General features: G+C 64.1%; 17 protein-coding genes. 6 read left to right on the plus strand and 11 right to left on the minus strand.

Going from position 1 to position 21314, the window contains the following annotated elements:
- Positions 1-51 precede the first annotated feature (51 nt).
- Positions 52-1224, minus strand: a complete 1173-nt coding sequence (locus tag RW095_RS15045; protein ID WP_317019858.1) for a glycosyltransferase — start codon at positions 1222-1224, stop codon at positions 52-54.
- A gap of 347 nt (positions 1225-1571) precedes the next feature.
- Here RW095_RS15045 and ispH point away from each other — a divergent pair, with 347 nt between their 5' ends.
- On the plus strand, positions 1572-2516 hold the full coding sequence (ispH, locus tag RW095_RS15050; protein ID WP_128584533.1) for a 4-hydroxy-3-methylbut-2-enyl diphosphate reductase: 945 nt from the start codon (positions 1572-1574) through the stop codon (positions 2514-2516).
- 10 nt (positions 2517-2526) lie between these two features.
- Complete coding sequence (hpnH, locus tag RW095_RS15055; RefSeq protein ID WP_128584532.1) at positions 2527-3681, plus strand: adenosyl-hopene transferase HpnH; 1155 nt, start codon at positions 2527-2529, stop codon at positions 3679-3681.
- Positions 3682-3835: 154 nt separating this feature from the next.
- Here the strand turns inward: hpnH and RW095_RS15060 are convergent, their stop codons facing one another.
- A complete protein-coding gene (locus RW095_RS15060; protein WP_317019722.1) occupies positions 3836-4441 on the minus strand; it encodes an MlaC/ttg2D family ABC transporter substrate-binding protein in 606 nt (201 codons plus the stop codon).
- Positions 4442-4664: 223 nt separating this feature from the next.
- Here RW095_RS15060 and hpnN point away from each other — a divergent pair, with 223 nt between their 5' ends.
- Together hpnN and RW095_RS15070 are read left to right on the plus strand one after the other, a co-directional pair.
- Positions 4665-7280 carry a hopanoid transporter HpnN gene (hpnN, locus tag RW095_RS15065; protein ID WP_317019723.1) on the plus strand — a complete coding sequence of 872 codons (2616 nt, stop codon included), beginning with the start codon at positions 4665-4667 and terminating at the stop codon, positions 7278-7280.
- A 2-nt stretch (positions 7281-7282) separates the two neighbouring features.
- On the plus strand, positions 7283-8365 hold the full coding sequence (locus tag RW095_RS15070; RefSeq protein ID WP_317019724.1) for an MlaA family lipoprotein: 1083 nt from the start codon (positions 7283-7285) through the stop codon (positions 8363-8365).
- Positions 8366-8411: 46 nt separating this feature from the next.
- Here RW095_RS15070 and RW095_RS15075 read toward each other — a convergent pair whose 3' ends face one another.
- The 7 genes from RW095_RS15075 to RW095_RS15105 form a co-directional block, all read right to left on the minus strand.
- Entirely contained in the window at positions 8412-9140 is a 729-nt protein-coding gene (locus RW095_RS15075) for a phosphorylase (protein ID WP_317019725.1), read from the minus strand.
- Between the two features lie 3 nt (positions 9141-9143).
- A complete protein-coding gene (gene shc, locus RW095_RS15080; protein WP_317019726.1) occupies positions 9144-11213 on the minus strand; it encodes a squalene--hopene cyclase in 2070 nt (689 codons plus the stop codon).
- Positions 11210-12478 carry a hydroxysqualene dehydroxylase HpnE gene (gene hpnE / locus RW095_RS15085; RefSeq protein WP_317019727.1) on the minus strand — a complete coding sequence of 423 codons (1269 nt, stop codon included), beginning with the start codon at positions 12476-12478 and terminating at the stop codon, positions 11210-11212. Before hpnE ends, shc begins: the two co-directional genes overlap by 4 nt.
- A 4-nt stretch (positions 12479-12482) precedes the next feature.
- Positions 12483-13331, minus strand: a complete 849-nt coding sequence (gene hpnD, locus RW095_RS15090; RefSeq protein WP_317019728.1) for a presqualene diphosphate synthase HpnD — start codon at positions 13329-13331, stop codon at positions 12483-12485.
- Between the two features lie 290 nt (positions 13332-13621).
- A complete protein-coding gene (locus RW095_RS15095) occupies positions 13622-14560 on the minus strand; it encodes a GGDEF domain-containing protein (protein ID WP_317019729.1) in 939 nt (312 codons plus the stop codon).
- On the minus strand, positions 14557-15180 hold the full coding sequence (locus tag RW095_RS15100; RefSeq protein ID WP_128585484.1) for a chemotaxis protein CheC: 624 nt from the start codon (positions 15178-15180) through the stop codon (positions 14557-14559). Before RW095_RS15100 ends, RW095_RS15095 begins: the two co-directional genes overlap by 4 nt.
- Positions 15173-15541 (minus strand): response regulator, encoded by a 369-nt coding sequence (locus RW095_RS15105; RefSeq protein WP_128585483.1) that lies wholly within the window; start codon positions 15539-15541, stop codon positions 15173-15175. The genes RW095_RS15100 and RW095_RS15105 overlap by 8 nt, the downstream gene beginning before the upstream one ends.
- A 661-nt stretch (positions 15542-16202) precedes the next feature.
- Between RW095_RS15105 and RW095_RS15110 the strand changes: the two genes are divergently transcribed.
- Both RW095_RS15110 and RW095_RS15115 read left to right on the plus strand, forming a co-directional pair.
- Positions 16203-18485 (plus strand): hybrid sensor histidine kinase/response regulator, encoded by a 2283-nt coding sequence (locus tag RW095_RS15110; RefSeq protein ID WP_317019730.1) that lies wholly within the window; start codon positions 16203-16205, stop codon positions 18483-18485.
- Positions 18486-18728: 243 nt separating this feature from the next.
- A complete protein-coding gene (locus RW095_RS15115) occupies positions 18729-19829 on the plus strand; it encodes a hypothetical protein (protein WP_317019731.1) in 1101 nt (366 codons plus the stop codon).
- 94 nt (positions 19830-19923) lie between these two features.
- On the opposite strand, the gene RW095_RS15120 is transcribed toward RW095_RS15115, so the two are convergent.
- Positions 19924-20478 carry an NADPH-dependent FMN reductase gene (locus RW095_RS15120; protein ID WP_317019732.1) on the minus strand — a complete coding sequence of 185 codons (555 nt, stop codon included), beginning with the start codon at positions 20476-20478 and terminating at the stop codon, positions 19924-19926.
- Between the two features lie 631 nt (positions 20479-21109).
- Positions 21110-21241, minus strand: a complete 132-nt coding sequence (locus tag RW095_RS15125) for a hypothetical protein (RefSeq protein ID WP_317019733.1) — start codon at positions 21239-21241, stop codon at positions 21110-21112.
- Positions 21242-21314 lie beyond the last annotated feature (73 nt).

The following is a 21314-nucleotide window of genomic DNA, read 5'->3' on the forward strand; positions in this document are numbered from 1 at the left end:
CTTTTTCGTTACCGCCTCGGGCCACCCTTTTTAGCGTGGCGCGCGAACGCGTCAACGTTCCTGCACGGGCGCCTGAACCCGCGCCTTCCACTGCCCACCCTTGCCGCGCCAGTAGCGCACCGCCGACGCAAACGTCGCCCCCACATAGAACAGCGCGACGAGCGGCAGAAACGGCGCCCATAGCGGCGAGCGGCGGTAATAGCTCAGCATCGGCGCATACGCGCAGCACATGGCGGCCCAGGCGAGCCACGCGGGCCAGCCCGTCGGTCCGAGCACGAGGGCGGCCACCGGCGGCATCAGGTAGATGATCGTCATGCCGGCAAGCGTGCCCGCCAGCAGCAACGGCGAATAATGCAATTGCGTGAACGCGGTGCGCGCAATCATGTTCCAGATGTCGCGCCAGCTATCGTAAGGGCGGAGCGACACGCTTCGCGCCGCCACGTCGAGCCGGATCGGATGGCGCCCGGTGCCGCGATGCTTGATGCGCGCCGCCAAACTGCAATCGTCGATCAGTTCAGCGCGGATCGATTCGATGCCGCCCGCTTCCTCCAGCGCGCTGCGCCGCACGAGCATGCAGCCGCCAGCCGCAGCCGCCGTGCGATTGCGCGGATTGTTGACCCATGCGAACGGATACAGCTTCGCAAAGAAGAAAACGAAGGCCGGAATAAGCGCTTTCTCCCAGAACGAATCGCAGCGTAGCCGCACCATCAGCGAGACGAGATCGCGCTTTTCCACGTCGGCACGGACGACGAGTTGCGTGACGGCCTCCGCGGGATGACCGATATCGGCGTCCGTCAGCAACAGAAACCCGGCCGACAAGCCAAGCGTGCGTACCGCCTCGATGCCTTGCGACTGCGCCCACACCTTGCCGGACCACCCCGGCGGCAACGGCTTCGCGCTCAGAACGGTCAGACGGTCCGGGCACTGCAGCTGCAATGCGGCTGCGCGGGCAGCGTCGGCGGTGCCGTCGGTGCTGTGGTCGTCAATCACGATCACATGAAATTCGCCGGGATAGTCCTGCTGAAGCAGCGTCGTAACGGCCTGCGCGATCACATCGACTTCATTGCGGGCAGGCACCACGGCGGCCACGCCGGGCCATGCGCTGCGCGGTTCGGGCGTAAGCGGCGCGGCGGGACGCGCGCGCCAGAAGCCGCCGCGGGCGAACAGCAGCACGATCCAGATCAGCAGGGACAAACACGAAAGAAAAAACAGAATCACCGCCATCAACCCCATTAAGCGTTACCCTCGATTTCCAGCAAGCGTCGAATCATTTGTATTGCGAGGCGCGAGCGCTTCACAGGACGACGTAGTTTAAGGGTTCCGCCAAAGCGGTGCAGCGTGCAATTTTTTCCGCATGAGTTGTGGCGAGGCGAGGGCATGTGCCGCGTGCGCCCAACACCGTAGCGGCCCCCGCAAAGCAAAGCCGGCCTGATAGCGTTAGAATGCGCGTTTGGTTTTGCTGTACCGGCACGTCGCCGGAGCTCAAGACGTCAACTAATTAGATGGTCGCGGCGATAAAGTCAGAATTTCCGACTTCCTCGAAACCCGCGTCAGTCGGAGTCCGCCAACTTATGCGAGTCATCCTTGCCCAACCCCGCGGCTTTTGTGCGGGCGTTGTCCGTGCAATCGAGATTGTCGATCGGGCGCTGCAGCAGCACGGCGCGCCCGTATATGTACGCCACGAAATTGTCCACAATCGTCACGTGGTCGATAATCTGCGCCAGAAAGGCGCGCGTTTCGTCGAAGAACTGGATGAAGTGCCGCAAGGCGCCGTGGCGATTTTCAGCGCCCATGGCGTCGCTCAAACGGTTGAGCGCGACGCGGAAGCCCGCGGTCTCGACGTGCTCGACGCAACTTGCCCGCTGGTCACCAAGGTGCACGTGCAAGGGCGTCAATATGTGAGCGCCGGGCGCACGCTGATTCTGATCGGCCACGCCGGGCATCCGGAAGTTGAAGGCACGATCGGCCAGATCCCGGGCAAGGTGCTGCTGGTGCAGAGTGAAGCCGAGGTCGAGCATCTGCACCTGCCGGTCGACACGCCGCTCGCGTATGTCACGCAGACCACGCTGTCGGTGGACGACACACGTGGCATTATCGACGCCTTGCAGCGCCGCTTCACCGACATCGTCGGCCCCGACACGCGCGACATCTGCTATGCGACGCAAAACCGCCAGGCCGCGGTGCGCGAGTTGAGCAAGCAGGTGGACGTGCTGCTGGTGGTGGGCGCAACGAACAGCTCGAACTCGAACCGGCTGCGCGAAATCGGCAGCGAAAGCGGCGTGGCGAGCTATCTCGTCGCCGACGGTTCAGAAGTGAAGCCGGAATGGTTTGCGAATGCGCAGACCATCGGCATCACGGCCGGCGCTTCGGCGCCGGAAGAAATGGTCAGAAACGTAATCGATGCGCTAAGCGCAATGGGGCCCGTCGATGTCACGACGATGGCGGGCCGTGAAGAGAAAGTTGAATTCAAGTTGCCATCGAAGCTGATGCAACCACTCGCCGCACGCGAAGTTTAAGGAGGACGTCTTGTCTATTCCGCTGCTACAGAAAGTCCGGGTCGGCGCATACATCATGCGTCAACACCTTTCCGGCAACAAACGCTACCCGCTCGCACTGATGCTGGAGCCGCTGTTCCGCTGCAATCTCGCCTGCAATGGCTGCGGCAAGATCGACTATCCGGACCCCATCCTGAATCAGCGTTTGTCGCTTGAAGAATGCCTTGGCGCCGTCGACGAATGTGGCGCGCCTGTAGTGTCGATTGCAGGCGGCGAACCGCTCCTGCACAAGGAAATGCCGCAGATCGTAAAGGGCATCATCGCGCGCAAGAAGTTCGTGTACCTGTGCACGAACGCGCTGCTGATGGAAAAGAAGATGGATGACTACGAGCCGAATCCGTACTTCGTCTGGTCGGTTCACCTGGATGGCGATCAGCAGATGCACGACCATTCGGTGTCGCAAGACGGCGTGTACGACAAGGCGGTCGCGGCCATCAAGGAAGCGAAGCGCCGCGGTTTCCGGGTGAACATCAACTGCACGCTGTTTAACGACGCGGTGCCGGAGCGCGTTGCCGCTTTCTTCGACACGGTCGGGCCGATGGGCGTGGACGGCATCACCGTCTCGCCGGGTTATGCGTATGAGCGCGCGCCGGATCAGCAGCACTTCCTGAATCGCGACAAGACCAAGCATCTGTTCCGTGAAATCTTCAAGCGCGGCAACAATGGCAAGAACTGGTCGTTCAGCCAGTCGGCCATGTTCCTCGACTTCCTCGCCGGCAATCAGACCTACGAATGCACGCCTTGGGGCAACCCGGCGCGCACGGTGTTCGGCTGGCAGAAGCCGTGCTATCTGGTCGGCGAAGGTTACGTGAAGACCTTCAAGGAATTGATGGAAACTACCGAGTGGGACAATTACGGCACGGGCAACTATGAAAAGTGCGCCGACTGCATGGTCCACTGCGGCTTTGAAGCCACGGCCGTGATGGATACGGTTGCGCATCCGCTGAAGGCATTGAAGGTCAGCCTGCGCGGCCCGAAGACCTCGGGTGCTTTTACCAAGGACATTCCTCTGGACAAGCAGCGCCCGGCTGAATACGTGTTCTCACGCCACGTCGAGATCAAGCTCGAAGAGATCAAGGTGGCTGGCAAGGGCAGCAAGGTGCAGACGGCTACGGCTGCACACTGAGCGTCGAATCGGGGCGGTCTTGGCGCCGCTCCGGAGCCGCGACGCATAACCACGCATGACCACGCATAAAAAAGCGCGGTGGCTTTAAAGGCCACCGCGCTTTTCTTTTGCTGGTTAGCTCGTGCCTCAAAGGCAATCGGCTTGCCGGTCCGGCTTACCCCCCGCTGCGTGCATTATGCGCGGTGAGGAACTTGATCAGACCGTCGACCCCGCCCTTGGAAAGCTGGTCGGCGAACTGTGTCTGGTACACCTGAATCAGCCATGCGCCCATCATGTTGATGTCGTAGATCTTCCAGCCGGACGGGCCCTTGGCAAGCCGGTAGTCGATTGCGTCGTCGCCGCCATTGCTGATCACATGCGACTGCACCACGACGTCTTTCGCGGCGCCCGGCGCATTGACCGGCGCAAACTTAAACTTGACGTCCTGGTCCCGCAACTGCGAAAGCGACGAAGCATAGGTGTGCACGAGAAGCAGCGTGAACTGCTCATAGAGCTGCTTTTGCTGCTCGGGGGTGGCGGTGCTCCATGCCTTGCCGACCGCGATGCGCGTGGTGCGCTGGAAGTCCGTTGCCGGCACGAAGCGCGTCTCGACCAGTTGCGTGATCTTTGCCATATCGCCGCCGCGGGCTTGCGGATCGGCCTTCATGGCTGAGACGGTGCCCTCGACGGCACTTTTTACCACCGCGTCGGGCGCGCTTTGCGCATAGGCAGCCGTTGAGACTACGGCTGCGGCTAGAAAAGCAGACAGATAACGTTTCATACGCTGGACAAGACCCGGAAAGAGTGTGCGCCGCCGACCCGCAAGATCGGGGCGAAAGCTGGATAGACCAGTATACCGACATTGCGTTCCCGCCCTTTCATGCTGCACCGGGAGCCGCATTTGCTACGCGCATTGCTGCCGAATACGATCCGGTTTGCTCTGGCTCTGTATACTTGTGCACTTTCGTCAAAATGCCACCCGTGATAAGGCCAAGTTCGCCTACATGCTGAAGTCATCTATTGTCCGCCTCGTCGCCTATTCGGTGCGCCATCCGTTGCGGATCATCGCACTGTCGATCGTGCTCGCCGTGTTGAGCGGGATCTATGTCGCGCATCACTTCAAGATCAACACCGACATCAGCCGCCTGATCGAAACCGACAAGGAATGGTCCACGCTCGAGCACGCGATGGACCAGGCTTTTCCCGATCGCGGGGAGACGGTGCTGGTCGTCGTCGAGGCGCGCGCGCCAGAGTTTGCCGACGCCGCGGCGAACGCGCTGACCGCGGCGCTCAAAGCGGAGCCAAAGGAATTCGTCGCGGTCTCGCAGCCCGCCGGCGGGCCGTTCTTCGAACACAACGGCCTGCTGTTCCCATCGACCGAACAAGTCATGTCGACCACGTCGCAGCTCGTGCAGTCGCGCCCGCTCGTGAACACGCTCGCGCACGACCCCAGCCTCACCGGCCTTGCGGGCACGCTCACCACGAGCTTGCTGCTGCCGCTGCAGATCGGTCAGGTGAAACTCCCGGACATGAGCCGCCTGTTGTCGCAAAGCGCCAACACGCTGGACCTCGTGCTGGCCGGCAAGCCGGCCGCTTTCTCGTGGCGCGCGTTCGTCGACAAAAGCGCGGCGACCAATCCGGCGCGCGCGTTCGTGGTCGTGCAGCCGGTCGTGAACTACGATGCGCTCGAGCCGGGCGCAACCGCCTCGCAGGCGATTCGCGATACGGCGGCCTCGCTGCATCTGGACTCGCGTTACGGCGCCACCGTCCGTCTGACCGGCGAACAGCCGCTCGCGGACGAAGAGTTCGCGTCAGTCAAAGACGGCGCGGTGCTCAACGGCATCGGCACCTTCGTCGTCGTGCTGGTGATTTTGTGGCTCGCGCTGCGCTCAGGACGCATGATCGCCGCCGTCTTTATCACGCTGTTCGTTGGACTCGCGATCACCGCCGCGCTCGGCCTCATGATGGTCGGCGCGCTGAACATGATCTCGGTTGCGTTCATGGTGTTGTTCGTCGGGCTGGGCGTCGATTTCGGCGTGCAGTTCGGCGTCAAGTATCGCGAGGAGCGCAATCGCGACGACCGTCTTTCCGCCGCCCTTGCCCATACCGCGCACAGCATCGGCGTGCCGCTCACCCTCGCAGCGGTCGCGGTCGCGTTGAGTTTCTTCTCGTTTCTGCCGACCGCGTACCGCGGCGTGTCCGAGTTGGGTGAGATCGCCGGCGTTGGCATGTTCGTCGCGTATCTGACCAACATGACACTGCTGCCCGCGTTGCTGAAGATCTTCAACCCGCCGGGTGAGGCCGTGTCGCCGGGCTTCAAGCAACTCGCACCCGTCGACGACTTTCTCGCCCATCACCGCAAGCCCGTGTTGATCGGCACGCTGATCGTCGTGATCGGCGCATCGCCGTTGCTCACGCGTTTGCACTTCGACTTCAATCCGCTGCATCTGAAAGATCCGCATACCGAGTCGATGGCCACGCTGCTGTCGCTGAAAGATTCGCCCGAGGCCGCGGTGAACAACGTGCATGTGCTCGCGCCCTCGGTCGCCGACGCCGATCGCATGGCCGAGCGTTTGCGCGCGTTGCCCGAAGTGGGCCGTGTCACGACTCTGGACACCTTTGTTCCCGCGCAGCAGCAACAAAAGATGATGCTGATCGCAAGCGCCGCCCAGCAATTGCTGCCCGCGCTGCAACAGCAACCCGCGCCGCAGGCCACGGACGCCGTGCGCGTCGCCGCGCTCAAGCGCGCGTCGAACCAGCTCTCCCTCGCCGCCGAAGATCATCCCGGCCCAGGCGCCGCCGAAGCGCAACATCTGTCGGTCACGCTGCAAAAGCTCGCCGCCGCCGACGCCGCCACACGCGACCGTGCGGAAAACGCGATGTCCGAGACCCTGCGCATTGCGCTCAAGCAGTTGGAAAACCTGCTGCAGCCGACCGAAATCACGCGGGACAATCTGCCGAAGGAAATCTCGAAGGGCTGGGTGTCGAAGGACGGCCGCGCCCTCGTCGACATCGCGCCGAAGGTGAAGCCGGGCACCGATCCGAACGACGACGCCACGCTCGCCCGCTTCGCGCATGCAGTCAAAAAGGCCGAGCCCGGCGCGATAGGCGGCCCGATCTCGATCCTTCATTCCGCGGATACGATCATCAAGGCGTTCTTGCAGGCCGCGTGCTGGGCGCTGCTGTCCATCGCGATCCTGCTGTGGATCGCGCTGCGGCGCGTTGGCGACATGTTGCGCACGCTGGTTCCGCTCCTTGTGTCGGCGCTCGTCACGCTGGAGTTGTGCGTGGTGTTCGGCATGCCGCTGAACTTCGCGAATATCATTGCATTGCCGCTGATGCTCGGCGTCGGCGTGGCGTTCAAGATTTACTTCGTGATGGCGTGGCGCAATGGGCAGACCGGCCTGTTGCAGTCGAGCCTGACACACGCGGTGTTGTTCAGCGCGGCGACGACGGCGACGGCGTTCGGCAGCCTCTGGCTATCGCATCATCCGGGGACGTCCAGCATGGGCCGGCTGCTGGCGCTGTCGCTGTTTTGCACACTCATCGGTGCAGTGGTTTTCCAACCCGTGCTGATGGGCAAGCCGCGCCCACGTCGCGCGAAGCACAAAGGAATATAAGCATGAAACTGCGTACCACCGTGCTGGCGCTCGCTGCCACCGGCCTCATCTCCGGCTGCGCAACCGGTCCTGACCGCAAGCCCGGCGACCCGTTCGAGCCGATGAACCGGGCGGTGTTCAATTTCAACGACGGGCTCGACCGCTACGTCGCGGTGCCCGTCGCGAAGGGCTATCAGAAGGTGACGCCGCAGCCGTTGCGCACTGCCGTCAGCAACTTCTTTTCGAACCTGGGTGACTTGACCAACGCCGCGAACGCGCTGCTGCAGTTGAAGATCACCGACGCGACCGAGGACCTCGTCCGTTTCGCGTTCAACTCCACCTTCGGCCTTGGCGGCCTGCTCGATTGGGCGACGCCGGCCGGGCTGCCGAAGCATCATCAGGATTTCGGCCTGACGCTTGGACACTGGGGCATTCCATCGGGACCGTATCTGGTTTTGCCGCTTTTCGGGCCGAGCACCGTGCGCGACAGCATGGGGCTGGTGGTGGACGTGAAGTTCAATCCTTTGAACTATATGGAGCCGGCGGTGCGCAATCCGTTGTACGTGCTGCAGTTCGTGAGCGTTCGCTCCGACCTGCTGGGCGCGACGGATCTTCTTCAGCAAGCGGCGCTGGATAAATACTCGTTCGTGCGGGACGCCTATACGCAGCAGCGGCGGGCGCGTCTGCGCGGCACCGGCGACAATGCGGCGCCGCTGCCGGAATACGAGGATCAGGACGACTCGGGCGGTGCGACGATTCCGGCGAAGGGCGCCGCGGCCGGCGCGCCGGCGACGCTTCCGAACTACGCAGACCCGGGCGATACGGCTGACACTCCGGACGCGGCGTCTGGTGCTGCTACAGGCGCACCCGCGGGCGCACCGGCGGGCGCGCCGAATTACACGGATCCAGGTGAGTCGGCCGCGCCGGCAAGCGGCGCGGCGGGCGCGGTGCCAGCTAGTGAAACGACGGGGGCAAAGGCGGGGACAACCGCGGCGCCGGCAACAGCGCCAACTGCGGCTTCAGCGCCCGCCACGGGCACGGCTATCCCTACGACGCATGCGCCTGCCGGCAATCAGCAACCGGCGTCAGCGCCGGCTGCGCAATAGGATCGGTGCGCGCACGCCCCAAGCGTGCGTCTATGCTGTTCAAGCGCTAGGCCAACTTCGGCAACGCCACACCCGCACTCAGCGCTTGCCGGGCCTGCACCAGCGAGACGCGCGCCGCACGCGCATCAATCGCCACCTGAATCAGCGCGCCGATCTGCGACGGTTGCCGCATCAGCTCGCGCAGGATCGGCGCAAGCGCGGTGCTGCCGTCATCGCGCAACCCTGCGGTCGCTGCCGACGGCAACGTGCGCCACGCCGGATCCACAATCGCACGGCACACGGCGAACGGCAGCCCGCGGGCGGCGGCCATCGCGCCAGCAAGATGCGACTCCATATCCACAGCCAATGCACCCGTCGAGCGATGCAGCGCACGCTTGTCGTCGGCGGACATGAGCGGAGCCGCTACTGCGGCCATTGAACCACGTCGCACGCGTGACGCGAGCGGTCCGGTCGCCAGCGCGGCGGCAAGCCGGTTCGCCCAGGCCGGATCGGTAGGAACGCGGCCGAACGGACCTTCGACGGCGTCAGCGACAATGAGCGCGCCCGGCCTCAAATCCGGCGCCAAGCCGCCCGCCGTACCGAAGCTGACGATCCCCGAGCAACCGCGCGCCACCGCTGCGCTGAGCGCGCGTTCCAGCAGATCGGCGCGCGCCGCGTAGACCACTTCGACGCCTTGGCCCCGCGCGATTCGCGCTTCGAACGCCATGCCCGTTACGACGATGACCGGCAAGCTGTTGCCGACTGCATCGGCGGACGGCGCTGTTGGGCGAAGCATCCGTTAAATCCCGACGGCAACGCGCGTGAGCCCGTTGCGCTTCAGATGACGGAAACGCGCCAGCGCCCACAGCGGGAAGAACTTGCGATAGCCGTGATAACGCAGATAGAACACGCGCGGGAACCCGGTGGCGGTGAAACGCGTTTCGTCCCACAAGCCGTGCTCGCGTTGTTCACGCTGCAAATAGTCGATGCCCCGCGCAACCGCCTCGTGATTCACCTCGCCCGCCGCCATCAGGCCCATCAACGCCCACGCCGTTTGCGAAGCCGTACTCGGCGCGCGTTCGTAACCGTGGTAGTCGAGCTTGTAGCTCTCGCCGGCCTCGCCCCAGCCGCCGTCTTCGTTCTGGATCGACAGCAGCCACTGTGCGGCGCGTTTGATGCGCGGGTCGTCGTGCGAGATGCCGGCCGCGTTCAGCGAACACAGCGCAGTCCACGTACCGTAGATGTAGTTCAAACCCCAACGGCCATACCAGCTGCCGTCGGGCTCCTGCTCCTTCAGCATGTAGTCGAGCGCACGTTGCGCGGGTTCGCTGTTCTGCGGCAACTCGCCGAGTTGCGCGAGCATCGACAGGCAGCGACCCGACACGTCCGCGGTCGGCGGATCGAGCAGCGCGCCGTGATCGGAGAACGGAATGTTGTTCAGGTAATACTGCGTGTTCTCGGGCTCGAACGCGCCCCAGCCGCCGTCGCTACTCTGCATGCCGACGACCCATTCGCGCGCGCGCGCAATCGCCTCGCGATCGACGCTCGACTGCGTGAGCGCGGCCGAGCGCTGCATGGCCATCGCGACCACCGCCGTATCGTCGACGTCCGGGTAATACGCGTTGTTGTACTGGAAGGCCCAGCCGCCAGGCCGCACGTTCGGCCGGCGCGAAATCCAGTCGCCGCGCACGTCGAGAATCTGCAGCGGACGCAGCCACGCGAGGCCGCGTTCGGCGGCCTGTTCGGCACGCGCTTCGCCGGTTTCGAGCAACGCGTGCGCGGCAAGCGACGTGTCCCACACGGGCGACAAACACGGCTGGCAATATGCTTCGTCATCCTTGATAACGAGCAGCTTTTCGATCGACTGACGCGCAATGGCACGGTTCGGATGGTCGGCCGGATAACCGAGCACGTCGTACATCATCACCGAATTGGCCATGGCCGGGAAAATCGCGCCCAGGCCGTCTTCGCCGTTCAGCCGCTGATCGACGAAGGCCACCGCCTCGCGTACAGCTCGCTCGCGCGTGGCTTTCGGAAACAGACCGTCGACCGCGCGCAGCACCGTATCCACGACACGGAAAAAGCGGAACCAGCCGACATGTTGATGCGGCGCCCGCTGCGGCATGCCGGTGTTCACCGGCGCGCCGCGGAACAATTCGTCGATGCGCACGCGGCGCGGATTGCGCGCGAGCGGCCGCTTCGCATTGAGCACGAGCAGCGGCACGATCACGGTCCGCGCCCAGTACGACACCTTCGACAGATGGAACGGAAACCACATGGGCAGCAGCGTGATTTCCACGGGCATCATGGGCACCGCGCGCCACGACACCACGCCGAACAGCGCCAGCAGAATCCGCGTGAAGACGTTCACCGCCTCGGCGCCGCCGTGCGCGAGAATCGCCTCGCGCGCGCGGACCATGTGTTCGGCGTCGACAGGGTCGCCGATCATCTTCAACGCGAAGTACGCCTTCACGCTCGCGCTCACGTCGAGTGCGCCGTCGGTGAAGAGCGGCCAGCCGCCGTCGGCCAGCTGGATGCGGCGCAAATAGCGCGCGATTTTCTGCTCCAGCTCGACGTTCGGCGTTTCGCCGAGGTAATGGACCAGCAGCACGTATTCGGCGGGAATCGTCGCATCCGCTTCAAGTTCGTAGACCCAGTGGCCGTCCGGCTTTTGCGCGGCGAGGATCGCGTCGGTTGCGCGCGTGATTGCAGCGTCGAGCGCAGAGGCAGACGCGGCAGACCCGGCAAACTCTGCAGACGCGGTAGGCGCGTGCGGCGCATCGCTCGCAACGGCCGGCGCGCCTCGCGCTTCGTCGGCGGATTCGGGCATGAGGGCGCCCAGCATGTGGGCATGAGATAAATCGTTCATCGGCGTTCCATCGGTTGATTCAGCAACGTATCCGCGGCCTTCTGGCCGGAGCGGATCGCGCCTTCAATCGTCGCGGGCAGGCCGGTAGCCGTCCAGTCCCCCGCGAGCATCAGATTGTTCCAGCGAGTGCGCGTGCCGGGACGCAGTGTTTCCTGGTCCGGCGACGCAGCGAATGTTGCGCGTTTGTCGACCACGATCTGCCAGGCCGGCATCGGCGTGGCGGGCAGATGGGCCGCCTGAGCCACCTCGGCCCACAAACGCGCCGCGAGTTCTTCGCGAGGCGCGTCGATAACATGCTCGGCGCCATAAACCGAAGCGGACAGCCGTCCGTCGGACGCGAACAGCCATTGCGCGGTGCCGTTCAGGAGACCGGTGACGGGCGGCAAGCCGAACGGCGGTTCGACGGCGAAATACGCGCTGAGCGTCGCGGCAAAACGGGCCGGCGCTCTCAGACCGGGGACAAGCGTCTGCGCGATGTCGGGCGGCACGGCCAGAATCACAGCCTGGTTTGCGTCGAGCGCGACGCTCTGTTCCGCGAAATCGAGCGCCTCTACGCGGCTCGCGTTCGCCGCAAACCGGATTTTTTCGAGCCGCGAGCCGATCTCGATCGTCGCGCCGCCATGCTGCAACAGCCGCAAGGCCGGATCGACGAAAGCGCTGCTCAAACCGTTCCGCGCGATGAGCGGCCGGCACGCCAGCCCGCCGGCAATCAACGTCTCGCGCACCATCGCGGCAGTCAGCGCCGCCGACGCGTCGCGCGGCTCAACGTTGAGCATTGCGCGAAACAACGGCGCGAGCAGGCGGTCCCACAGCGGGCCATTGCTGCGTACCGCTTGCGCGACGCTGCGGCCGGGCTTTGCGAAAAGCAGCGGCACGAAACTCAGATAATCGCTCGGGCCGGTGTTCGGCACGCGCGCGTTCTGATCGAAGATCCACCAGGGGAGCCGTCCCGAGGACAGGCGCACGGTCCAGCGCGCATGAGTGGCCAGGTCGACGAACGGGAATTCGGGCAACGCCGGTCCCGTCAGTTCGTCCACGGCGCCGATAGCCCGCGCGTAATTGAGCGTGGCGGCGTTGCCCGACATCATCAGGTGATTGCCGCTGTCGATCGTCGCGCCGAGCTTGGCGTCGTAGTACGAACGGCAACGGCCGCCGGCCTGTTGGGCCGCTTCGTGAAGCACGACTCGCGCGCCGCGCCGCTGCAACTGCACTGCGGCGGCCAGGCCGGCGAGGCCCGCGCCGACCACGTGTACGAGTCTCGGCATCGGCTCAGAAGAGCGCGTAACGCGCGACGATCCACAGCATGCGCAGCTTCGGCTTGCTGACTTTCGTGCGCGGAATGTCAAAGCCGCGTTCGAGTGTGCGCTCCAGCAGCACGCGGTACACGCCCGACATGATGCGCGGCGCGCGCACCTGGTTGCGCGGCTCGCGGTCCATGATCGCGTCGGACGCGGCGAAGTGCTCCTTCGCGCGTTCAGCGAGCGTTGCGCAGACGCGCGGCAGCGAGGGATCGTCGGCGATCTGCGCGGGATTCTTCACCGCGATGCCTTCGCGCGCCAGCAACTCGTGCGGCAGATAGCAACGGTTGATGCCGGCGTCTTCGTCGATGTCGCGCAGAATGTTCGTAAGCTGAAGCGCACGGCCGAGATGGTGCGCCAGCAAACGGCCCGGCTCCTCCTGCATCCCGAATATCCTCACCGATAGACGGCCCGCCGCGCTCGCGACCCTGTCGCAGTACAGGTCGAGCGTGGCCTCGTCGGGGGCGCAGATGTCGGCGGCGGCATCCATCGCCATGCCGTCGATCATTGCGTGAAAATCCTCACGCTGCAGATGAAACGTGTGAATGTGCCGCGTCAGCGCGCGCAACGAGGCGCGCGGCGAGCCGGTATAGCACGCGTCGATGTCGGCGCGCCAACGCTCGAGCGCGGCGGCGCGTTCGGCACGCGGCATGTCGCTGTCGGCGATATCGTCGACAGCGCGGCAGAAAGCGTAGACCTGATACATCGCGTCGCGCTGCGCGGCCGGCAGGATGCGCATTGCGAGATAGAACGAACTGCCGGACGTGGCGGCAGCGGCGTCGATTTCAGTATCGTCCACGACAAGATTGGATACAGCCAAGACGATCTCCGCAGGAGGGCGCCCGCTGAAAGGCGTACAGGAATTTTTATGCCTCTCCGCAGGGCGGGCGGCCCGCGCGCGCGGACACGCGCGAAACACACGGCTGGGATGCCGGAAACGGCGAAAAGTATAACAACGTTTGTCCGACGACGCAGTTTCCACAGAGCAATGACCGACGCAAGCCGCTGCGATCGGCGAACCCGGTGCGGCGTGCGGCGCGTGACACGGCGGATACAACCGGCTTCTCCAGCGCGACCCGAGCGCTATGAGCGGACATCAATCATGACCATTCAAGTCAACGCGACGCAGCGATTGCGGCCTTGCCGCTTCGCGCTGTAGAGCGCCGCGTCGGCCTCGTTGATAAGCACGTCATACGCGGGCGAGCCGGCACGCGCGGCCGCGCCGCCCACGCTCGCCGTCACGGGCACGCTCGTGCCCTGCACTTCGACCGGCGTGTCGGCGATCGTGCGGCGGATTTTTTCGGCGACGCGCATGGCGTCCTCCAGCGGCGTGCATGGCAGCAGCAACGCGAACTCTTCGCCGCCGAAACGCCCGAACGTGTCCTGCGCCCGCACGACGCCTGCAACGCGCTGCGCCATCACGCGCAAAACGGTATCGCCGACGCCGTGGCCGAACTGGTCGTTGATCTTCTTGAAGTGATCGAGATCGAACAGCAGCACCGACATGTCGCCGCCATAGCGCTGCCAGCGCGTATATTCGTCGAGCAGCCGCGCCTCGAAGAAGCGGCGGTTGGCAATGCCGGTCAGTCCGTCGCGGTCGGCGTATTCCTGCAGCTTGGCGACAGCCTCCTCGCGCTCACGCTGCACGATGCTCACATGGGTCACGTCGGAGATGGTCACGCAAACGGCCACCACCTCCCGATCGCGCGTGAGCGGCATGAATGTGACGTCCTGCTGCATGTAATCGACGCCGCCCGTGATCGGCCGGTCATGGTCGAACTTGAACAGATACGGACGCTGCTCCCACGAACTGAACGCGAAACTGCCCAGCTGAAAGACACTTTCGATCTTGCGCGACAACCACACTCGCGGCAGTTCCGGAAACTGCGTGAACAGCGACTTGCCGACCACCTGCTCCGCGGACAGCCCGCTGTGGTCCTGCATGAACCGGTTCCACATCAGCACGTTCATGTCACGGTCGAGCACGAAGATGCCGAAGCCCACCCGCTCGACTACCAGATCGCTCAAAGACTCCATAGGCGCGCTCATAGGCTGGACAGCAACGCATCGAGCGCGTCGTTCATGTGACGGATGGATTCTTCCGCCATCAGCATCACGAGATGCGCGCGGAAGCTCTGGTCTTCTAGCGCGAAATTGACCTCGACGAGCAACGCGACTTCCCATTGCAGCACGCCGGGCTGAAACACTTCGTCGAGCGTCAATGCGTCGCCCAGCAGGCCGGGCGCGGAGAACACGGGCGTGCGGCCGAGCTGGTCGAGAATGCACGACACGCACGCGCCGGTGAGCACGTTCGCCACGTCGAACATGAGTTCTTTCTGGCTCACCGCTTCGTAGGCTGAGCGCGAATACGGGTCGCTCACCAGCGCGCACAAGTCCTCTACGCTGTCGCTGCGGCAAATGACCAGCGCCTCGCCTTTGATGTCGGAACGAAAGCCCTGGCGTACCGCGCTTACCCGGTCTTCGATACCGGTCATGTCCCGCAGCGCTTGCGCGGCCTCACTGACGGCCACCACCCTCACGCGCGGCACCGATAATTCGATAAAAGAATCGAGCAGCCGTGCGAGACGTGTCGCGGCTTGACCCATCGCCAGATTGGCGACCTCTTGCAGCGCGTCGCGCTGATCTTCGGTGAGGACTGGCTCAGACATACAACCCGTACTCCTTGAGGATGGGCAGTACCGCCTCCGGCGTCACGGGCTTGGCGATGAACGCCGCGGCGCCGAGCGCGCGCACGCGCGCCTGGGCCATCGGCTGGATATCGGCTGAGACGACGATGACGAAGGTGTTCAGATCCTCATGCTGCAATGCCTCGAGTACCTGATAGCCGTTCATTTCCGGCATGGTCAGGTCGAGGAACATCACCGAGGCTTTCCCTTGACGATACAAAGCGAGCGCTTCGCGTCCGTTGGAGGCGTACGACACGTCGACGTCCCAGTCCGGCGGCAAAGCCTTGGTGAGCACCTTGCGGGCAAGCAATGAATCATCGGCGATCACGATTGGCAAAGGCATGGCGGGTCGAAAGACGGAATAAGCTCGTACGGGTTAACGGCGGATAGCGGAATTCCTTTAGGGCGGAGTCTGGCAAGCGGCGAGCTGCGCGTCGTCTGGGTGGGAGGCTGCTTGCGGTCGCGCGGGGAGGTTGCGCGGCGACGCGCGTCTGGCGAAACCATGGCGCACGCAAGACTGCGTGCGCTGGACGACGGTTATGACCGGCATGTGAGCCTACCCCGTAGATGAGGCGCGGCTGGTTGGATCGGCTGGTCCTGTGCCGCGCGCGTGGTCTCCGCGAACGCCGGCACTCACGCGTAAACGCATGATCCGATGCCCTCGCGGCGTATGCGTTCGAACGTAGCGGACGCACTTTTTGTCATTGAGTCGATTCTCAAAGCAAACCAGTCGAAATGCAATACGCGGTATTTTCGTCCGGCTAACAATATCTGCCTTACTCCGCCAAGATTTGAAAAAATACGCCCCGCATAATAATAGTTTCCGTACCGTTTATACTTTTGTGTACGTTTGCGCTTCTCAAATCTTCACTGTTTTAAAAGGCCAATGAATAGGCGTCCAAATGTCTGGCGTTATGAATAACGGTAACTTCTACCGCGATTCTGCGACTATGCTTCTCGTATCCGCCGTCCTCCCAGCCGCGAAAGACCTGAGCGTTTAACAAATGACCCAAGACCGGTTCGACCCGCATAGAGCGAGCCGCCTTTCCGCTGATGGGCAGGATGAGGCTGTGTTTCCCGCAGTACCGGAGCAGAACTTCCAGGTTCGCCGAATGACGTTGATCGCGCTGCTCGTCGCCGCGATCGTGCTGCCGTGCCTCTACGTCGCGGCAATGGCGTTCAGCGACCTGCGAACCCGCGAAGCCGACGCCACCAACATGACGCTGCGCACCGTGCGCGTCGCCGAGGAACATGCGCTGAAGGTCTTCGACATGAACGAGACGCTCGACACGCGCATCGTCGATCTGACTGAAGGCCTGGACGATGACGGCATTCGCGCGCGCGAGGCCGCCATTCACCGCAAAGTGCGGACGATGGGCGGCGGCTATCCGCAAGTGGCCGCCGTGTCCATTTTCGGCCGCGACGGCGCGTTGCTCGTGAGCAGCCGGTTTTATCCGGCGCCGCCGGTTTCCATCGGCGAGCGCGAGGATTTCGTCGGCCTTCGCGACGGCCGTGACCTCGAGCACGTGTCGAAGGTGATGACGGGGCATGTCGCCGGCGAACAGGTGTTCAACACCGGCGTGGAACGGCGCGCGCCCGACGGCACGTTTGCCGGCGTGGTATCGGTCGCGCTGCGCCCGAGCTATTTCGACGCGTTCTACCGCGAACTGCTCGGCGGCAACGACGGCGCGCCGATGACCATGACCCTCGTTCGCTCCGACGGCGCGGTTCTCGCGCACTATCCGCGTCGGCCGCGCGAACCGGCGGTCGTCGCGGCAGATTCGCCGTTCGCCGAGGCGATGAACCAGGGGCGGCGCGCCGGCGTCACGCACATGCGCTCGAACATCGACGGCGACAACATGATCGTCGCGTTCCGGCACGTCGGCTCTTATCCGGTGTACGTGATGTGCGGGTATCGCGCATCGGCGATGTGGGCCGCCTGGTATCGGCACCTGGCCGTGTTGATCCTGTCTATATTCACGCCGTCCGTCGCGCTATGGTGCGTGATCTGGCTGTCACTGCGGCGGCTCGGCGCCGAGGAAGAGGCGTGGGAACGCTGGCAGGCGGAAGCGTCGATGCGTCGTTCGATCGAATCGGCGTACCGGCAGTCGCGCAAGATGGAAGCGCTCGGCACACTGGTGGGCAGCGTCGCGCACGACTTCAACAATCTGCTCATGATTCTCTCCGCCAACGTGCAGATCGCACGGCGGCGCGGCGCGCCGGGGCTGGACCGCGAGTTGTCGGCCATGGAGCGGGCGCTGAAGAGCGGCCAGTCGCTCACACGGCAGTTGCTGGGCGTCGCGCGCAAGCAGCCGCTGCGCAATGAAACGGTCGCGCTCGAGCGTTGGCTGCCGGCATGCCGGGACCTGCTGCGCGCGTCGCTCGGAGCCAAGGTTTCGCTGGTGATGGATATCGGCGCCGGCGTCTGGCCGATGCGAGTGGACGTTGCCGAGTTGGAGCTCGCGCTCATCAACATCGCTGTGAACGCGCGCGACGCCATGCCCAATGGCGGGCGCTTCACCGTGCGCGCGACCAACATCACGTTCCGTCACGAAGACGGCTTTCCGCTGACAGGCGACTTCGTCCAGGTGTCGCTGGAGGACACCGGTGGCGGCATGGCGCCCGAGGTGCTCGCGCGCGCTTTCGAGCCGCTCTTTACCACCAAGGCGAAGGGCATGGGCACGGGGCTCGGCTTGCCGCAGGTGTTTGCCTTCTGCGAGCGCTCCGGCGGGCTGGCCGCCATCGACAGCGCGGTGGGTGCCGGCACTTCGGTGCGGCTGTATTTGCCGCGCGCGACCCAAGAGTTGGCGGTCGACGGGCCGGTGGAAACAGGCGCAGAAGATCATGGCACGCTGCACGGCCTGCGCATCCTGCTCGTCGAGGACAACGAGGAAGTGGCGGCAGGTACCGAAGCGTTGCTGCAGATGATGGGCCACCAGGTCACATCCGTCTTCAATGCGGACATGGCGCTGCGTCTTCTGCGCGACGCTCACGCGCAGCAGGCGCGTACCGGCGAGCCCGTGCCGTTCGAACTCGTGCTGTCCGATATTCATATGCCGGGCGCCCTGAACGGCATCGATCTGGCCGAGGCAATCAGGACGCTGGATGCCAGACTGCCCGTCATTCTCGTCACCGGCTATGCGGAAGAACTCGATCGGGCACGGCATGTGAACGTGCGCGTGCTGTCCAAACCCTTCGATATTGCCCTGCTCGAAAGTCTTCTGCAGGGAATCCAGCGTGAACTTGCCCAGAGCGGGCTCGATCCGGCCACGCATCACGTGCAATAAGACCGTTGACCCACGGGTTTCAGGCCCGCTCCCGCTCGCGGCTTTGCTCTATTTGCGCTGAATTGTAAAAAGCACGGAGGGCGGGCTGCTGCGTCGTTCGGACAAAACGCTCCGCGCCAACCCACAGCGGCGGGCCGTGCGGCGCCTGAACCAGGCCCCCGGCATGAACGTTGCGGCATACCTCAGATAGTCGGGGATGGCGCGTGCCGCGCCGTCCGTCCTATCCAAAAACGGGAGACAGCCATGCGACATACCGTGATTGGTTTATTCAGCACCTATCCTGAAGCCGAGACCGCTCGGGACACGCTAGTACAGACCGGTTTCGCGCGCGACACAATCGACTTGCAGGCCAACGCCGAACCGTCAGTCGATTCCGCAACCGCCGAGGTCGCCGGTTCGGGAGTGCTCGCGAACGTCGAGCGCTTCCTGTCGAGCCTCTTTACCAGCGGCTCGCGGGCGCCGGAGACCGCGCGCTACACCGAAGCCGTGCGGCGGGGCGCCGTGCTCGTCGTAATCGACGCTGCCAGTGAATCCCACGCGGAACTCGCTCGCAACACGCTAACGCGGCTTGGCGCGACCGATATCGGCGAGCGTTCGCCGGACTGGGGCACGCAATCGGCCACGGAGAGTGCCCGCGAGCATTCGTTACTCGACGAGTTGGGAATCGGCGCGGTCACGCCGGGAACGCCGCGTGGACCCGAACCCGGAATGACGACATCGACGGTCCGTGACACGCCGACATCCGTCAGAACGGGGACAGCAACACCGGGCAGTGTGGGAACACCTGCCTCTCCCACTTTCAGTGCAAGCGGCGGGCCGGCTGCTACGACTGCTGATCCGCTGTATTCGACTTCGCCTCGAAGCACCGACGCGGAGCCGTTCGTCCCGCCGCCACTCACAGAAAGCGCCGCCACCGATCCGCTGCGCGACCCTCTGTTCGACCCGCTAGCGCCCGATGCGGGACGCAGCGCGATTGCCGCCGGCTCGGCGCCGGGTTCGGGTGCTGTAATGCAGCCGTCCGAAGTGGTTTCGGGCGCGGCGCAACCGACGGCCGGCCTGAGCGGCCAGATTCCGAACGAATACCTGGAGTACGAAGAAGATTTCCGCACGCATTACGACGAGCAGTACGCCGCCGACGACGCGCGTTACGAAGACTACGTGCCGGCCTACCGCTACGGTGCGGAAATCGGCAAGGACGTGCGTTATCGGGACAGAGCGTGGGACGACGTTGAACCGGAAGCACGGCGTCATTGGGAAACAACCTCGCCTGATAGCACCTGGGAGCGCTTCAAGCTTGCCGTGCGTCACGGCTGGGAGCGCGTGACCGGGCATCACCACGTCTAGGAGCAGGAACGGGGGTAGCGGCAGCGGCGGCGTGCCGGGAGGCTATGGCGACGCCGCCGCGTTTATGTCGATCGATCGGTCGAGGCTGAAAACGTCAGGCAGCGTTATGCCGCTTGACCCAGTCAACGTAGCGGTCGACGAAAGTCTGCAGGAACTTGCGCGTCCCATCATTCAGAATCTCGCCCTTCTCATTGATGACCGCGGGATCGTGCTTGATGAACACCTCGGGCTGACCGAGCAGCGGGACGTCGAGATAAGCCAGTACATTGCGCAGATGTTGCTGCGCGAGGGCCGAACCGGTCGCACCCACCGAGGTGCCGATCACCGCGCCCGGCTTGCTACCCCAGGAATTGGTGCCCCACGGGCGCGAGCCCCAGTCGAGCGCGTTCTTGAGTACACCGGGGATCGAGCGGTTGTATTCGGGCGTGACGAACAGCAGGCCATCGGCGGCTTCAACCCGCTGTTTGAGTTGCTTGCCGGCTTCGGGATAATCCGCGTCGTACTCCTGGCTGTAGAGAGGCAATGAGCCGATGTCGATGAACTCGAACGTAAAGTCGGACGGGGCCAGCGAGACGACAGCTTGCGCCAGCTGACGGTTGAACGACTCGCGGCGCAGACTGCCGACTACAACTGCAATGTGTACGGCCATGATTCGCTTCCTCGAATGAGGCGCTCGACGCGCAAAGGGTACGGACTGTCATCATAGGCAAAAAGCTCGATCCAAGGCGCCTGGTAGCGCCGCAATGGAGCGAAGTGGCGGAAAAGGGCGGCGGCTCTATGCTGTCGCGGTGGATAACGCGGCAACCGCAAAAGTTATCCACAGTTTTACTGAATAACCTTGTGGATAACTGCTACTTTTGCCTTGTCAATCAAGCCTGCCTCCGGCCTACTCCATCTGGAGGCAGCGGCTGTTTTTCTGCGATCAATTCTGAGTGGTGAAGGTGCGGGGTGTATCGCACATTGAGGCGGTGGCCGCGTGGGTTACGGGCGGAAACGGCGTTCGTTGAAACGCGTTTGCGGCGGCGATTCCCCGAAAGGCGCGGAACGCGACGCGACGTGCACCAGCGCGCAGGTGTCGAAAAGCAGGGATGGGGGCGCACGGCGTTGGCTGGGCGCGGAGATGCTGGTTGGCTCACCCGACTGCGTTCAGTTTCATGTTGAAGGCGGGACGAAAAAAGGGCGCCTAATCGGCGCCCTTTCTTGCTTTGGTCAGCTCGCGTCAACGAGTCCCGCCGTCCGCCGCTGGTGCATGCATGATGCATCCGGCCATTAGCCGGAGCTTAGTTGCCGAAAAACACGTTGCAGTACGATGCCGGGCCGTTGCACTGCGCCGGAGCGGCCGCTTGGGCTGCGCCGGAAGCGGCGGCGAACAAAGCGACGGAAGCAATCAGGGCGGACAGGATGCGTTTCATGGTGCTACTCCTCGTGGTGTTGGCTGGCGATCTGGTGCGATCGATGGCCGAAGAATAGCGATTCGGTGTCTGC

Source organism: Paraburkholderia kirstenboschensis, from assembly GCF_032806925.1.
GTDB lineage: Bacteria > Pseudomonadota > Gammaproteobacteria > Burkholderiales > Burkholderiaceae > Paraburkholderia > Paraburkholderia kirstenboschensis.